The 15,780-nt window shown below is 63.8% G+C and carries 14 protein-coding genes; 9 read left to right on the top strand and 5 right to left on the bottom strand.

The window, feature by feature from the left end; translation table 11 throughout:
* Positions 1-6: 6 nt before the first annotated feature.
* The 3 genes from ACR1XV_RS13395 to ACR1XV_RS13385 all read right to left on the bottom strand — a co-directional run bounded on the left by ACR1XV_RS13395 (position 7) and on the right by ACR1XV_RS13385 (position 2,234).
* On the bottom strand, positions 7-657 hold the full coding sequence (locus tag ACR1XV_RS13395; protein ID WP_480532107.1) for a MotA/TolQ/ExbB proton channel family protein: 651 nt from the start codon (positions 655-657) through the stop codon (positions 7-9).
* Positions 654-1,085: a hypothetical protein gene (locus tag ACR1XV_RS13390; RefSeq protein WP_480532105.1), complete on the bottom strand. Its 432-nt coding sequence runs from the start codon at positions 1,083-1,085 to the stop codon at positions 654-656. The genes ACR1XV_RS13395 and ACR1XV_RS13390 overlap by 4 nt, the downstream gene beginning before the upstream one ends.
* 147 nt (positions 1,086-1,232) lie before the next feature.
* Positions 1,233-2,234, bottom strand: coding sequence for a helix-turn-helix domain-containing protein (locus ACR1XV_RS13385; protein ID WP_480532103.1), 1,002 nt, complete (start codon positions 2,232-2,234; stop codon positions 1,233-1,235).
* Positions 2,235-2,492: 258 nt separating this feature from the next.
* Here ACR1XV_RS13385 and ACR1XV_RS13380 point away from each other — a divergent pair, with 258 nt between their 5' ends.
* The 9 genes from ACR1XV_RS13380 to ACR1XV_RS13340 all read left to right on the top strand — a co-directional run bounded on the left by ACR1XV_RS13380 (position 2,493) and on the right by ACR1XV_RS13340 (position 13,343).
* Positions 2,493-4,064 carry an arylsulfatase gene (locus tag ACR1XV_RS13380; RefSeq protein ID WP_480532101.1) on the top strand — a complete coding sequence of 524 codons (1,572 nt, stop codon included), beginning with the start codon at positions 2,493-2,495 and terminating at the stop codon, positions 4,062-4,064.
* Positions 4,065-4,135: 71 nt separating this feature from the next.
* Positions 4,136-5,107, top strand: coding sequence for an HAD family hydrolase (locus ACR1XV_RS13375; RefSeq protein WP_480532100.1), 972 nt, complete (start codon positions 4,136-4,138; stop codon positions 5,105-5,107).
* Complete coding sequence (locus ACR1XV_RS13370) at positions 5,095-6,096, top strand: AAA family ATPase (RefSeq protein ID WP_480532098.1); 1,002 nt, start codon at positions 5,095-5,097, stop codon at positions 6,094-6,096. Before ACR1XV_RS13375 ends, ACR1XV_RS13370 begins: the two co-directional genes overlap by 13 nt.
* A gap of 7 nt (positions 6,097-6,103) precedes the next feature.
* The gene (locus tag ACR1XV_RS13365) at positions 6,104-7,075 is read left to right on the top strand and encodes a DUF58 domain-containing protein (protein WP_480532096.1); all 972 of its coding nucleotides are present in this window, start codon (positions 6,104-6,106) and stop codon (positions 7,073-7,075) included.
* Positions 7,072-7,551, top strand: a complete 480-nt coding sequence (locus ACR1XV_RS13360; protein WP_480532094.1) for a DUF4381 domain-containing protein — start codon at positions 7,072-7,074, stop codon at positions 7,549-7,551. The genes ACR1XV_RS13365 and ACR1XV_RS13360 overlap by 4 nt, the downstream gene beginning before the upstream one ends.
* Positions 7,548-8,534, top strand: coding sequence for a VWA domain-containing protein (locus ACR1XV_RS13355; RefSeq protein ID WP_480532092.1), 987 nt, complete (start codon positions 7,548-7,550; stop codon positions 8,532-8,534). The genes ACR1XV_RS13360 and ACR1XV_RS13355 overlap by 4 nt, the downstream gene beginning before the upstream one ends.
* Positions 8,531-10,060 (top strand): VWA domain-containing protein, encoded by a 1,530-nt coding sequence (locus tag ACR1XV_RS13350; RefSeq protein ID WP_480532090.1) that lies wholly within the window; start codon positions 8,531-8,533, stop codon positions 10,058-10,060. Before ACR1XV_RS13355 ends, ACR1XV_RS13350 begins: the two co-directional genes overlap by 4 nt.
* Positions 10,057-11,376: a hypothetical protein gene (locus ACR1XV_RS13345; RefSeq protein ID WP_480532088.1), complete on the top strand. Its 1,320-nt coding sequence runs from the start codon at positions 10,057-10,059 to the stop codon at positions 11,374-11,376. Before ACR1XV_RS13350 ends, ACR1XV_RS13345 begins: the two co-directional genes overlap by 4 nt.
* 17 nt (positions 11,377-11,393) lie before the next feature.
* Positions 11,394-13,343 carry a multiheme c-type cytochrome gene (locus ACR1XV_RS13340; RefSeq protein ID WP_480532086.1) on the top strand — a complete coding sequence of 650 codons (1,950 nt, stop codon included), beginning with the start codon at positions 11,394-11,396 and terminating at the stop codon, positions 13,341-13,343.
* 63 nt (positions 13,344-13,406) lie between these two features.
* On the opposite strand, the gene ACR1XV_RS13335 is transcribed toward ACR1XV_RS13340, so the two are convergent.
* The gene (locus ACR1XV_RS13335) at positions 13,407-14,246 is read right to left on the bottom strand and encodes an EamA family transporter (protein ID WP_480532084.1); all 840 of its coding nucleotides are present in this window, start codon (positions 14,244-14,246) and stop codon (positions 13,407-13,409) included.
* On the bottom strand, positions 14,243-15,598 hold the full coding sequence (pbfA, locus tag ACR1XV_RS13330; protein WP_480532082.1) for a (R)-1-hydroxy-2-aminoethylphosphonate ammonia-lyase: 1,356 nt from the start codon (positions 15,596-15,598) through the stop codon (positions 14,243-14,245). Before pbfA ends, ACR1XV_RS13335 begins: the two co-directional genes overlap by 4 nt.
* Positions 15,599-15,780 lie beyond the last annotated feature (182 nt).

Below are 15,780 nucleotides of genomic sequence, written 5' to 3'. Positions count from 1 at the left end.
GCCGCGTTACGCATGTTCGGGCATGGTGCGGTCCGCCCCCTCCGCCAGTTGACCGGGCACCAGAATTGTCCTCAACGCCTTGTCGGCAAAGACCCGTTCCCGCGCGGTGCGGCTTTCGAACCAGGACAGCACCATCGAGGTAGGCATCGCCACCGCCAGCCCGACCGCCGTGGTGACCAGCGCCACCCAGATCCCGCCCGCCAGCAGCGACGGGTCGACGGCGGTCCCGGCCTGCTGCAGGCTCTGAAACGCCTCGATCATACCCAGTACGGTGCCGAACAGCCCCAGCAGCGGTGCAAGCTGCGCCACCGTGTCCAGTAAACGGAACCCTCGTTCGAGCCCCGCAAGCGCCAGCCCCGCCTCGGCATCCAGCCGGTCATCCAGCCCCGGCAGGCCCGGCGCATCCATCGCCGCACTGACCAGCGGTGCAAGATAGCTGCGGCTTTTGGCAAGCCGCGCCCGCGCCTTCTGATGATCACCGGCATCCCATGCCGCAAGCGCCTGCAACAGCACCCGGTGCCGCCCGACACCCGACACCGCGAACTGCCAAAGCTTGTAAAGCGTAACCGCCAGCGTCAGCACCGACATCACGATCAGGATCGCCACTACCGGCCCGCCCAGGGCCACGATCTGGCGTATAGGCTCCAGCAAGGTCATCCCAAAAGCTCCACATCCGAGCGGCTGCGCAGCGACAGGCCATCGGCGCATATATCGCTTTCAGCCCCGTCCACCACGCAGGAATGCGCACCATTGATCAGCGCCCGGCCCACCGCGCTACAATCCTGCCCCGGCAGATCGAACTGCCGAACCCGGGGCCTGTCCGGCGGCAGGTCGCGGAAATCGAACAAAGACAGGCTGACCACGCCGCCCGACGTGTCGAAGATCACGGTCTCGAACACCGCTTTCTCGATCGCGGTCCCGGTTCCGTTCTGCACCAGAAAGGTCAACCGGCAGGCGTTGCCAGTGTCCTGAAGGGTGTTGAGTTCCAACGTCAGGCCCGTCGGTTCGTCAGCGGCCTGTGCCAGCGCCAGGGCAGGGAAGATGCAGGCAAATGCAACGGCTTGGGCAAGGCGGCGAAAGGGCATGGGCAGGCTCCGGATTGCGCAGCGTGGGATTGAAAATCTGCGGTTCTGCCTTTGTCTTATCCAATCCAACCTGCGCACGAAAGAGCCGCTGGCGCGATTGTGTTGTCGGGTCCGGCGGGCACAGACGGCACGCCGTCGCCCGCCCTATCAGCGTGCGATACCCGACGGCGCGCATCCCGCCCAGGATTTGAAGGCGCGCGAGAAGTTGGCAACCTCGCTGTATCCCAGCCGGTGGGCGATCTCGGTCACACCGAGGTCGGTCTCGCGCAGCAGGCTGAGCGCGCGGCGGTACCGGACCCGGGCCAGCACATCGCGGAAGGAATGGCCCGCGACCATCAGACGACGCTGCAGGCTGCGGGTGCTCAGGTTCATGCGGCGGGCGACGGAATCCAGTTCAGGCGGGCCGTCCAGCATGTCCAGCAAGACGCAAGCCTCGACCGCGATCATGAAATCATTCGCCTCGGCCGCGGTCCGCGCCTGCACATCGGCCCAGCACAACGTCCGGTCAGATCGAAGCGTCCGGGGCCGCACGGTGTCAAGCTCGGCGGTGGTCAGGGGCAACGACAGCGCCGAGCGGCCATAGAGCGGCTGGCTTTGCACCAGATCGGCAAAGCCGGGGCCATGCCCCCGGTCGGGGTAGTCGATCTCGATCCAGCGGGGACGCCAGTCGGGGCCCAGGTATCGCTGCACGAAATCCAGCATCAACGGTACGTTATGATCGCTATGGGCAGCGTAGGCCGCCGTCTTGTCCCGTGGCACGTGATAGCGCATGATCCCGCCGCTGCGCATTTCGATCAGTGTCACCGATGGGCCGTTCTGAAACAACGTGATCGCCCGGGCCAGACGCCGGAGGCCAAGGCGTAAGGTACTGGCCTGGCTTGAATATTCAAACCATGCGCCGATCTCGCGGCCCGTCATCTCAAGGCCGATCTGCAGGCCAAACAGCGGGTGGTCGGTCAACCGCTCGGCTTCGACAAACAGCGCAATCATCGAGGTCATCGGAATGCGCAACGACCGATCGTTCAGCAGCTCGATGGGAAGATCGGCCCGGGCAAAGGCGCGCTCGACCGCCGCCGGACCGGCGCTGTCCTGCAGCCGTTCCGGCAATCCGCCCATTCCGGCAGCCGTGGTTGTGACAAACCCGTTCAACGGCACGTTCCCCCCGGACCCCAACGTAAGCCATTTACCTCGTTAGACAATGTTGCCGAAACTTGGGCGGTTGCAAGCAAACTTTGACCTCCCTCTGGCGTGAAATGACAAGAAGCCTCCCGCGTCCGGCGTTATGCTTTTCTCTGAATATGAGTTATGATCAAGCGGCCCGACGGTTTCGGGCCTTTCGGGGGGCGAAGCCATATTCATATCACAATAAATTCTGCCCCCGGCACATTAGATTCAGGGAGATCGACTTTGCCTCTATTAAATCAGCTTTTGAAACGGGCTGCGGGTCCGCTTGGCGGAGGCGCGCTTGCCCTCGCCGCGCTTGGCAGCCCTGTCCTTGCGCAAGACAGCGCCGCGACCGACACGCCGAATTTCCTCGTCATTTGGGGTGACGACATCGGCTATTGGAACATCAGCGCCTATAATCAGGGGATGATGGGGTACGAGACCCCCAATATCGACCGCATCGCCAACGAAGGGATGCTGTTCACCCACGGCTATGGCGAACAATCCTGCACCGCGGGGCGCGCGGCCTTTGTCACCGGCCAGTCGGGGTTCCGCACCGGCCTGCTGAAGGTGGGTCTGCCGGGTGCCAAGGAAGGTATGTCGCCCAAAGACCCCAGCATTGCCGAATATATGCGTTCCAAGGGGTACATGACCGGCCAGTATGGCAAGAACCATCTGGGCGATCTGGATGAACACCTGCCCACCAATCACGGGTTCGATGAGTTCTTCGGCAATCTCTATCACCTGAATGCCGAGGAAGAGCCGGAAAACGAGGACTATCCCAAAGACCCCGCCTTCCGCGAACAGTTCGGCCCGCGTGGCGTGATCCGGTCATCGGTGGATGGCTCGGTCGAGGATACCGGCCCGCTGACCCGCAAGCGGATGGAAACCATCGACGAAGAGGTCACCGCCGGCGCGCTCGACTTCATGCAGCGCGCGGTGGATCAGGGCAAGCCGTTCTTCCTGTGGTACAACACCACGCGGATGCACATCCACACGCATCTGAAAGAGGAAAGCCAGGGCGTGACCGGTCTGGGCGTTTATCCCGACGGCATGGTCGAACATGACGGCATGGTCGGTCAGATGCTGGACAAGCTGGACGAGCTGGGCATCGCCGACAACACCGTCGTAATGTACTCCACCGATAACGGGGCCGAGGTGTTCTCGTGGCCCGATGGCGGCACCACGCCGTTCCGGGGCGAAAAGAACGACAACTGGGAAGGCGGCTATCGCGTTCCGATGATGATCAAATGGCCCGGCGTGATCGAGCCCGGTCGCAAGTCCAATCAGGTCATCAGCCATCTGGACTGGTTCCCGACCTTCATGTCCGCCCTCGGCGATCCCGACATGAAAGAGCGGATGCTGACCGAAGCCCCCTTTGGCGAGGAAAACGAGCCCGTCCATCTGGATGGCTATGACTTCATGCCCTACTTCCGGGGCGATGAAGAGACCGGGCCGCGGCGCGAGTTCATCTATTTCTCGGATGGCGGCGATCTGGTGAACCTGCGCTATAACCGCTGGAAAGTGGTCTTTGCCGAACAGCGCGCCCATGGCTTCGATGTCTGGCAGGAACCGCTGACCTTCCTGCGTCTGCCTAAGATTCTCGACCTGTATTCCGACCCGTTCGAGCGGGCGCAAGACGAATCCATCGGCTATTCCCGCTGGCGTCTGGATCGCACCTATCTGCTGGTGCCCGCGCAGGCCATCGTGGCGCAGTTCCTCGGCACATTCCAAGACTACCCGCCACGTCAGGAACCGGCCAGCTTCTCGATCGATCAGGTTCTGCGCAGCCTGCAAACAGCCGGCAGCCAGTAACGGCCCTGACCGCACAAAACTCCATGGCGCGGAGCGATACCGCGCCATTTTCACACCAAAAGAGATTTCTCATGAAACGCTATGTTCTTGCCGTGGCGGCCCTGTCGCTTCTTCCTATTGCCGCTCTGGCCGATCCGCTGGCATCGTGGAACGACACCGCCACCAAGGCCGCCATTATCGACTTTGTCGAACGGGTGAGCGATCCGAACTCGCCCGATTTCGTCCCCGAAGAGGCCCGCATCGCGACCTTTGACAATGATGGCACGCTTTGGGGAGAACAGCCGCTGTATTTCCAACTGATCTACGCGCTGGACCGGTTGCAGGAAAAGGCCGAGGCTGATCCCTCGATCCTGACCTCTGATCTTCTAAGGGCCGCCGCGGCGGGCGATATAGCCGCCGTTGCCGCCGGGGGCGAGGCCGGGTTGATGGAGATCCTGAATGTATCCCATTCGGGCCTGTCGGTGGACGCGTTTCAGGCCGATGTTGCCGACTGGATCACCGCCGCCCGGCACCCGGACACCAACCGGCCCTATAACGAGATGATCTATGCCCCCATGTTGGAGCTGCTGGATTACCTCGAGGCCGAAGGGTTCCAGACCTGGATCGTCTCGGGCGGTGGCCTGCATTTCATGCGCGCCTTCGCCAGCGAGACGTACGGCATCCCGATCAACCGCATCGTAGGCTCGGTCACGCCCACCAGCTATGAGGTCGTGGATGGCGTTCCCTTGGTCATGAAAGGCCCCGGCATCGCCTTTGTCGATGACAAGGCGGGCAAACCTGTGGGAATCGACTCGCATATCGGGCGGCGTCCGATCTTTGTGGGCGGCAACTCGGACGGCGATTTCCAGATGCTGGAATATGCCACCGCAGGCGACGGCCCGGCGCTTGGCGTGATCGTGCATCATACGGATGCCGACCGCGAATACGCCTATGACCGCGACAGCCATATCGGCAAGCTGGTGCGCGGGCTGGATGAGGCAGACGCCCGCGGCTGGGTCATCATCGACATGAAAGAGGATTGGGCGAAGGTATGGCCGGAATGAACGACACCCCCAACCCCCGGGCGCATATAGACGCCCTGCGCGAACGCATGGGTCAGGCAATCATCGGCCAGCGCGACGTCATCGAACGTCTGCTGATCGGCCTGCTGGCCAATGGCAACCTGTTGGTCGAGGGTCTGCCGGGGCTGGCCAAGACCCGCGCGATCAAGGCGATGGCGAAGAACCTGGAAAGCGATTTCAGTCGCATCCAGTTCACGCCCGACCTGCTGCCCTCGGACGTCACCGGCACGGATGTCTATTACCAGACCGACAAGGGCGGTGAGTTCCGGTTCGAGGCCGGGCCGATCTTTGCCAATATCGTGCTGGCCGACGAAATCAACCGCGCCCCCGCCAAGGTGCAGGCCGCCCTGCTTGAGGCAATGGAGGAACGGCAGGTTACCGTGGGCGGCACCACGCATAAGATGGCGCCCCTGTTCATGGTCATGGCCACCCAGAACCCGGTCGAACAGGAAGGCACCTACGCCCTGCCCGAGGCACAGCTGGACCGGTTTCTGATGCATGTGCTGATCACCTACCCTCCGGTCGAGGATGAGGTCGAGGTCGTCCGCCTGGTCCGCGCCGAAGAGATCGCCGCCCAGAGCAAGGCCAAGGGAGGCGAAAAACCTGCGCCCATCCCGCAACAGGCCATCTTTGACGCCCGGTCCGAGATCGGAGCCATCCATGTCTCGGACGCCATCGACCGCTATTTCGCCGATCTGGTGCAGGCCACCCGCACGCCCGAGGCCTATGGCGACGACTTGCGCCGCTGGATCGAGGTCGGCGCAAGCCCCCGCGCCTCGATCGCGCTGGACAAATGCAGCCGCACCCATGCCTGGCTGAACGGGCGCGATTATGTCGACCCCGAGGATGTCCGCGCCATCACGCCGGACGTGCTGCGGCACCGGCTGGGGCTGACCTACGAGGCCCATGGCGAAGGGATCAGCGCCGATCAGGTGATTGCCGAGATCCTGATGCAGGTCGCCTTGCCGTGAGGCGCAGATGTTGAACCGAAACGCATCCCTCAGGCTGGGGCGCGTCAAGCCCCGGCCCGCCGCAACCGACGACCCACGCGTGTGGGTCGATATCGCGCATCTGCGGGCGCTTGAGACGCGCGCCAAGGCGCTGCGATTTCTGCCGCGCCAGCCTGCGCGCTCGGTACTGAATGGCCGCCACGCCTCGCGCCTGCGCGGGCGCGGGCTGAATTTCGAGGAACTGCGCGGATACCTGCCCGGTGACGACATCCGCGCGATTGACTGGAAAGTCACCGCCCGCGCCGGTGAGCCCTATATCCGCGTCATGACCGAGGAACGCGACCGTCCGACGCTGATCGTGGTGGATCAGCGCATGTCGATGTTCTTCGGCTCGGTCCTGAACATGAAATCCGTCACCGCGGCCGAGGCGGCGGCCCTGTCCGCCTATCGGATTTTCGATCAGGGCGACCGGGTCGGCGGCATCGTCTTCACCGACGACAAGATCGCCGAGATCAAACCCGCGCGCAGCCGGGCGACGCTGTCGCGCTTTATCGCCATTTTGGCCGAGGCGAACGGGCAATTGCACGCCGAGGCCCCCGAGACCGATCCGATCCGCCTGACCGACGTGCTGCGCGCCGTCGCTCGGATCGCACCGCGCGACCATCTGATCGTGGTGCTCAGCGATTTCGACGTGATTGATGATGAAACCGAACGGCTGGTTTCAGGGCTGTCACGGCGCAACGACCTGATCTTGGGGCTGGTCACCGATCCCTTCGCCAAGGACCTGCCGCGCGATCTGTCGTTGATCATCTCGGACGGCGCGTTGCAGGCTGAAATCAAAACGTCCGACTCGAAACAGCACGCAGCACTGACCGAGTTTGCCAGCGCCCGCGTGGCGCGGGTTCTGGACTGGCAGCGCCGGTTTGGCGTGCCGGTCCTGCCGCTGACAGCGGCCGAGGAAACCCTGCCGCAAATCCGGCATTTGATGGGGCTGGGATGAACGAGACCGAGGTCCCCACCAACACGTCGCTTGTCGACCTGCTGGATCAGCTGGTGGTGCCCGACCCTCCGCCGCCTGTGTCGATGATGCCGCAGACCGCAGGATGGGCGATTGCCGGCGCGCTGCTGCTGGTCCTGCTGGCCTACGGCCTATGGCGCATGGTTGTCCGATACCGTGCGAACGCCTATCGCCGTGCAGCTTTGGCGGAACTGACACAGGCCGGTGATGATCCCGCGCAGGTCGCTGCCATCCTGCGCCGCACCGCGCTGGCCGCCTATGACCGGCGTAGGGTTGCAGGGTTGCAGGGACCAGATTGGATCGCCTTTCTGGAACGCACCGAAGGTGCACCGTGGGACGACGCCCTGCGCCCACATTTGTTGACCGCGCCTTATCGCGGCGCGACCGGGGTCGCCCCCGATCTGACCGCGCGCGTCGCCCGTTGGATCAAGGCGCATAAGCGCGAGGCGGCCTCATGATCCAACTCGCGTTTCCATGGGCCTTTTTACTTCTGCCGTTGCCGCTGTTGATCTGGCGGTTCGTCCCGCCGCACCGGGAGCGCGTGACCGCGCTGCGGGTTCCGTTCTTCCGTCAGGTCTCGCACGCGCTGGGGCAGGAACCGCGCGCAGGATCGGTGGTTTTGTCCCGGACGCGAGTGCAGATGGTCGCGGCAGTTCTCTGCTGGGTGCTGATCGTGATCGCGCTGGCCGGACCGGAGCGAGTGGGCCGCCCGGTCGAGATCGAGAAATCCGCCCGCGACATGATCCTTGCCATCGACGTCTCGGGCTCGATGGACACGGTAGATTTCACCGATGCCGAAGGTCAGAAACAGCAACGTTTCGCCGCCGTTCAGGATGTGGTGCGCGATTTCGTCGAGGGGCGCGAAGGGGATCGGGTGGCGTTGATCGTCTTTGGCTCCAAGGCGTATCTGCAGGCCCCGCTGACCGAGGATCTGCAAACCATCACCGATCTGCTGGACCGCACACAGGTTGGCATGGCCGGGCCGCATACGGCGCTTGGCGATTCCATTGGGCTGGCGATCCACACGTTTGAGGCCAGCGAGATCGACGAGCGCGTTCTGATCCTGCTGTCAGACGGCAGCGACACCGCCAGCCGCATGGACCCGGTCAACGCCGCCGAAATCGCGAAAGACAACCGCGTGACCATCATGACCATCGGCGTCGGCGACCCCGAAGCCTCGGGCGAGGACAAGGTGGACATCAAAACCCTTGAGGACATCGCCCGCCGCACCGGCGGTCAGTATTTCTTTGCCGCCGACCAGACCGCGCTGACCGCGATCTACGCCCGGATCGACGAGCAAAGCCCGCGTCAGGTCGAAACCCTGTCCTACCGCCCACGTCAATCGCTAGCATGGATACCACTGGGACTGGCCGCGCTGCTGGGTTGCGCCGCGATGGGGTGGCTGTCACTCGGCCATCGAGGTCGGAGGGCGCAGGCATGAGCGATTTGATGCTGGCCCTGTCGGTGTTTCACTTCCTGCGGCCCCTCTGGCTGTTGCTGGTGCCGGTGATTGTGGCTCTGTGGTGGCTGAGCCGGCGGCGACGGTCCGGTCGCAACACGGCGGCGCAGGGCATCGCGCCGCATCTGCAAACGGCGATGGAGGTCGGCCGCAATCAGGCCCGCCGCATTCGCCCTATTGATGGTGTTGTGCTGACCTTGCTGTTGCTGGTGATGGCGGGGGCAGGGCCGACATGGTCGCGGCAACCGAACCCGCTGGTGGCGCAATCCGCGCCGGTGGTGGTCGTGTTGAAAGTCACCAAGTCGATGGAGACGACCGATCTCGCCCCCAGCCGTCTGGAACGCGGCAAGCAGAAAATCCGTGATTTCCTAGACCTGCGCGCGGGCGCGCGGTCGGGGCTGGTGGCCTATGCGGGCACCGCGCATGTGGTGGTGCCGATGACCGAGGATGCCTCGATCATCCAACCCTACCTCGAAGGGCTTTCCCCGGACGTGATGCCAAAGGAGGGTGCAGATTTCGCGCTGGCCCTGAACCGTGCGCAAAGTCTGCTGGACGGCGAAGGCGGCGGCGCACTGTTGCTGGTGGCTGATGGACTTGATCCAGCGGACGTACCTGCTGTGGAAAGCGCCCCGATGCCGGTGGCGGTTCTGTCGATGCTGCCCGACGGCACGCACGACCGGGGGCTGGATGCGCTCGGCAATCGGGTGATCGGGGTGCAGCCCGACGATAGCGACATCCGGCGGCTCGACCGCACGCTGAACGCTGCTTACCGGCAGAGCTTGCTGGAAAACTCAGACGACCCGTGGCTGGATCGAGGACCTTTGCTTGCGTGGCCCGCAGCGCTGTTGCTGCTGCTGTGGTTCCGGCGGGGCTGGACGATGCACTGGGGCACGGCGGTCTTGGCGCTGATGCTGATGTCCCCGGTTCAGACGCGGGCCGAAGGGCTGGCCGACTGGTTCTGGACCCCCGACCAGCAGGGTCAGCGCGCCTATGATCGCAAAGATTACACCCGCGCCTCGGATCTATTCACCGACCCGCTGTGGCGTGGCTGGGCGATGTACCGGGCCGGGCGCTATGCCGAGGCGGTACAGGTGCTGGACCGGGTGGAAACCGCGCAGGCGGCCATGATTCAAGGTCTGGCGAACATCCGCAACCGGGCCTATCGCGACGGGATGAGGTCATTCGAAACCGCCCTGACCCGCGATCCGGATTACCCCGGTGCTGCCGAAAATCTGCAAACCGCCAAACAGATCGTCGCCTATGTCGAGGCCGCGCAAGAGGCGCAGGACACGCAGGACCAGACCGAACTGCGCCCCGATGATGTCACCTATGACAACGAGGAGAACAAAGGCCAGGAGCTGCAGGTCGATCTGCCGCAGGAAGACGCCGCCGCCGGGCTGCAAAGCGCCGAGCAATGGATGAATTCGGTCGACACCGAGACCGGCGGTTTCCTAAAAAGCCGCTTTCTGCTGGAAGCTGCGCAAGCGCCCGCGGAGGAGGACCAATGAGACCGATACACGCTCTGGTCGTCCTTTGCATCTCAATCTGGCCTTTGGGCGCGGTGGCGCAGGACCCGTTCCCCGGCTTCAGATCCAATGCCGAGATCAAGGCCGAGGAAGAGGCCCGCACCGGCACCGAAGCTGCACCCGACACGCCCATCGTTCGCGCCGAGATGTCAGCGACGGACATAGTACCCGGTCAGGCGCTGGACTTGCGCGTAACCATTCTGGTGCCGACCTACATGCCTAAGCCTCCGGTGTTTCCGGTGTTGGACCAACCGAACCTGATGATCTCGGTGCCTGAGGGCGGTTCGGGGCCCGTGACCGAGCGGGTGGGCAGCAGCAACTGGTCGGGCGTCAGCCGGCGCTACACCGTGACGCCCTTGACCGCCGGGCAATTCCAAATCCCGCCGCTTGAGGTCGGCATCACATGGGCCGACCCCGAGACCAACGCGCCCATCGAAACGACATTGCCCCTCACGGCGCAGAGCTTTATCGCGACGGTGCCACCGGGGGCCGAAGGGCTTGATCCCTTCATAGCTGCCCAGGCCCTCAGCCTGACGCAAACCATCGAAGGGGGTGCCGAAGCCCTGAAACCCGGCGACAGCCTGACCCGCACGATCACCGCCGAGATCGCCGGGGCCAGCGCCATCTTGCTGCCCGCGCTGACCCCCCCCGCCGCACTGACCGGGCTTGCGGCCTATCCCGACAGCCCCTCGGTGCAGGACAGCGGCGACCGGGGGCAGATCTCCGGAACACGCACGGAACGCACGGTGTACGTGGCCGAAAGCGGCGGCCAGGGCAGCCTGCCTGCGGTCGAATTGCGCTGGTTCAACACCGAAACGGGGCAAATCGAGACCGCAACGACCGAGCCCCTACCCTATGCCATCGACGGCCCCCTCCTGTCGCGCGGCGGGGATCGTCGCAACCTGATCTATGCGGGGCTTGCCGTGCTTCTCGGGACGCTGATCGCCATCTGGATGACCCACCACAGCGCCCGCAAACGTAACGCGACCCAGCCGCAACCGACCGAGGCCAGCCTGTTCCGCGATCTGATGCACACGGTCAAAGCCCACGACCTGCACCGCCTTCACGGCGCGCTGGACCGGTGGGCGGCCATGACGAAAGGCCCCGACCCAAGACGGCACGCGGATGTGCAACTGGCGCTCACAAATATCGGTGCCGCCGCCTATGGCCCGCGAGACGGCGATCCCGCGCCTGCATGGGCGGCGCTTGCAAAAGCCTTGTCCGCAGCGCGCCGGACAGGCACCCTGACCCACGCGGCGCATCACCTGCCCGCGCTGAACCCGACCGGCCCCGCCTGACCGACCAAAGGACCCAAATGCGCCTGCTCACCTTCGCCACGCTTGCCCATGCAGGCCTCGCCACCGCAGCTTTGGCCCAGACGACCGGCTATGTCGGCTCGGACAGCTGCACCGATTGCCACCGCGCCGAGGCCGAGGCCTGGCAAGGCTCGCACCACGCCAAGGCCTGGACCGAGGCCAACCCTGACACCATCCGCGCCGATTTCGACGGCACCGAATTCACGTTGGACGACATGACAGCGCGGATTCGGATCGAGACCGACGGTACCCACCATGTCTCTGTGACCGAGCGCGACGGTGAGACGACCGACTACCCTGTGCATTCCGTTGTCGGCGTCGAACCCCTGCAGCAATACCTGCTGGAAACCGAGTCCGGCCGACTGCAGAGCTTCGACGTGGTCTGGGATACGGAAAAGGGCGAATGGTTCCACCTGTATCCCGATCAGAACGTGCCGCCCTCGGACGCGCTGCATTGGACGGGGCCTTACAAAAGCTGGAACGCGCGCTGTGGCGTGTGCCACGCCACCGGGTACGAGGCGGGCTATGACCCGGCCTCAGACACCTACCAGACCACTCAGGCCGAGATCGGCGTCGGCTGCGAGGCCTGCCATGGCCGCGGTCAGGATCATCTGGATTGGACCGAGGGTGGTGGCGACGCCCCCTTGAACTACGGGTTCTCGGCTGACCTGTCGACACCGCAAGGGCTGATCCAGCAATGCGCCGGCTGCCATTCCCGGCGCGAGGCGTTCTTTGACAGCAGCCCCGCACCGGGCACCCCCTATCACGACGCCTATAACCTGTCGCTGCTGCGACCCGGCCTTTACCACCCCGACGGCCAGATCCGAGACGAGGTCTATGTCTACGGCTCGTTCCTGCAATCGAAGATGTATGACAAGGGCGTCACCTGTTCGGATTGCCACGACGCCCATACCGCCGAGGTGAAGGCCGAGGGCAACGCCGTCTGCACCCAATGTCACAACCCCGGCGGCAATCCGCGCTTTCCCAGCCTGCCGCTGACCGAATTCGACAGCCCCGCCCATCACCACCACCCGGAAGGCAGCGCCGGGGCGCAATGTAAATCCTGTCACATGACCGAGCAGGTCTATATGGGCAATGACTGGCGCGCCGATCATTCCTTCCGCATCCCCCGCCCCGACCTGAACGCCGAGACCGGCGCACCGGATGCCTGCACCAGCTGCCACACCGATCAGAGCGCGGACTGGGCCGCAGCACAGCTGCGCGACTGGTTCCCCGACAGCACCAATCGCGGGCCGCATTTCGGGCAGGTTCTGGCGCGGGCGCAGACCAACCCCGCGCTGGCCTCGGACGATCTGGTAGAGCTGGCCCGCAGTGTCAGCAGCCCTGGGCTGATCCGAGCGACCGCCATCTGGCTGATCGGCCAGACCGGCGACCCTGAACAGATCGGGCGTATCTCGGATCTGGTCAATGCGGCCGACCCCGTAATCCGATCCGCCACCGTCGAAGCCATGCGCAGCCTGCCCGGGCACGAACGCGTACAGCAGGTGTTGCCCATGCTGGACGACCCCAACCGCAATGTCCGGATCGCGGCGGCGCGCGGGCTCTATAATGCGCCCATCGCGCATCTGCCCGACAAGATAGCGGCCTCGTTCCGCTCGGCAATTGGCGAGTGGCAGGGTGCAATGGCCGCGCGGCTGGATTTCCCCGAGACGCATCTGCAACTGGGCGGCTTTGCGCTGACCACCCGCAACCTGCCCGCCGCAGATCGCGCCTTTGCCCGCGCCGTCGAACTAGACCCCAAGCTGGTCGACGCCTGGATCATGCGCATCCGCATCGCAGCGGTGTCCGGGCAGAGGGAAAAGGTCGACGAACTCATCACGGCGGCGAGTCGCGCCAACCCCGGAGACCTTGCGCTGGACAGTTTGATTGCAGAACTGACCGGCACCGAACTGAACCTGCTGCCCCCGCCAGCGGCCCCGGATCAGTAGGAGGGCCTGCCGTCTTTCATGCACAGCATAGCCGAGGGCCAGATCCCCGTCTTCGGCAAAACCTCACCGCGCCAGCGCCAGGATCACGATCCCGACCGCTACGGTAATCGCCGCGGCAAGCCTGTTGGATTTCGGGCCTTCTCCGAACCACATAACGCCGATGATCGACGCGAAGATAACCGAACTTTCACGTAGCGCGGACACCACCCCCAAGGGCGCAATGGTCTTGGCGTACAAGACCAACCCATAAGCAAGCCCCGAGATAACACCCCCCACCAGGCCGGCCCAGACATAACGCCTTGGCAAAACAACAAGCCGCTGCCAGCGGGTGGTGAAAATAAATGCGGCGACAAATATCTCGGCAACAAATAATAGCGCGATATAGCCCAGCGTGTTCTCGGACAGTCTTATGCCAATGCCATCGACAATCGAATAAGACGCAATCATCAGACCGGTGCCGAGCGCAGCTGCGATCGCGACCCAATTGGTGTGTTTGCCCAACCCGGCAAGGGCCAGAAATCCGATACCGACCGAGATACACAGAATTCCAATCCATGCACCGGTCGACAGAAACTCTTTGGCGAAGAAGATCGCACCCAGCGCGACCAGAATCGGCGTTATTCCGCGTGAGATCGGATATACCACCGAAAGATCGCCATGCTTGTAGGCCGCGTTCAGAAACCAGTAATACCCCCAATGGATCAGGGTCGAGGCGACGATGAACGGAACTGCCGCCCAGACCGGCAAGCCCAGGAACGGCAATGCAAACAGCGCTGGTACGGCATGGCCCAGCGACACCAGCCCCAAAACGATGGCCTTATCGGGCGCGCCTTTGACAATGGCGTTCCACGACGCGTGAAGAAGCGCCGCCGTCAGAACGATCAGCGCAATCGAGAGCGTCAAGCTTGGGCCTTTATCGCCGCAATGACGATGTCCAGCGCCCGATCCAGATCATCCCGCGAGATGGTCAGCGGCGGCGACAGCGTCAGCACGCAGCCCTGACTGATCTTGAAGCTTACCCCCGCGTTCAGGCAGTCATAGTAAATGCGTTCGGCGCAGGCATTGTCTGCCTCGCGCGTGCTGCGGCTTTTGACGATCTCGACGCCGAACATCAGGCCGCGTCCACGGATATCGCCCGCGATCTCCACCTGAGCAAGTTCATTTTCGAGCCGCCCCATCGCGTGGGCACCCAGTTCAGCAGAGTGATCGACCAGCCCCTCATCTTCGATGATCTGGATCGTGGTCAGCGCTGCGCGCGCGGTCACGGGGTTCTTTTCGTGGGTGTAATGCCCGATGGCAAAGTCTCCGCATACGTCCAGATCGCGGCGCGCGACGCAAGCCGCGATGGGCAGGATGCCTCCGCCAAGGGCTTTGCCCAAGGTCACGATGTCCGGCACGATCTCATCATGCTCAAAGGCGAACATCTTGCCTGTCTTGCCCAGACCGGTGGGGATCTCATCCATGATCAGCAGCGCACCGTGCCGGTTGCAAGCCTCACGCACCGATTTCCAGAACCCCGCCGGGGGCACATAAGGCACCGCGCGCATGGGTTCCGCGATCACGGCGGCCACGTCGCCCTCGCGCTCTAACGCGAACTCAACCATCTTGGCGCAGGCCAAGCCGCAGGTTTCGGGCCCAGCGTGGTTATACGGGCAGCGATAGCAGGCGAAGGGCGCGACATGCTCGGCCCCCGGCATCAAAGGCCCGGCGATATGGCTGCGGAATGTGGCCTCTCCGCCCACCGAGGCCGCGCCAAAGCCCGCCCCGTGAAACGCATCCCAAAAGCTGACGGTCTTGAACCGGCCCGTAGCGGCGCGCGCGATCTTCAGCGCCACCTCATTGGCGTCTGACCCACCGGTGGTGAACAGCGTCTTGCCCAGATCACCGGGAGCTATCTCAGCCAGCTTCTCAGCCAGTTCCACCGCCGGATCATTGGTGAAGCGACGCGGCGCAAAGGGCAGTTCATCCAGCTGCGCCTTGATCGCCTCGACAAGACGCGGGTGACCATAGCCGATGTGATGGACCGAGTTGCCATGGAAATCCATGTAACGGCGGCCGTCCATATCTTCGATCCAGATGCCTTCAGCCTTGGCGATGGTGCTGACACAAGGGCTGGACAGGCTTTGATGTAAAAACACGTCTGAATCCCGTTTCAGCAGCGGCGCAGAGCGTGGGCCAATCGACGACTTCAACCACGATTTGCGCGCATCCGAGGTGTTGGACTCGCCTTCGGTGTGGGTGATGCTGACTGACATGTGATCCTCGATTCTGGCTTGCATCCGCTGAAATCAAAAGCGCGAGGCCCTTCTTTCGGGCCCCGCGAGTTGGGGAGAAATTCAGGTTTCTCTTATGTCCTCACCTTGGCCATGGCAGGGAGTATGTTTTGACGTTAGTGAAGAACTTGATGGCTTCGATGACGCCTTCCTTGACGCCGTTG

The sequence above is a fragment of the Ruegeria sp. AD2(2025) genome (assembly GCF_056542385.1).
This window is presented reverse-complemented; position numbering and strand designations above follow the sequence as displayed.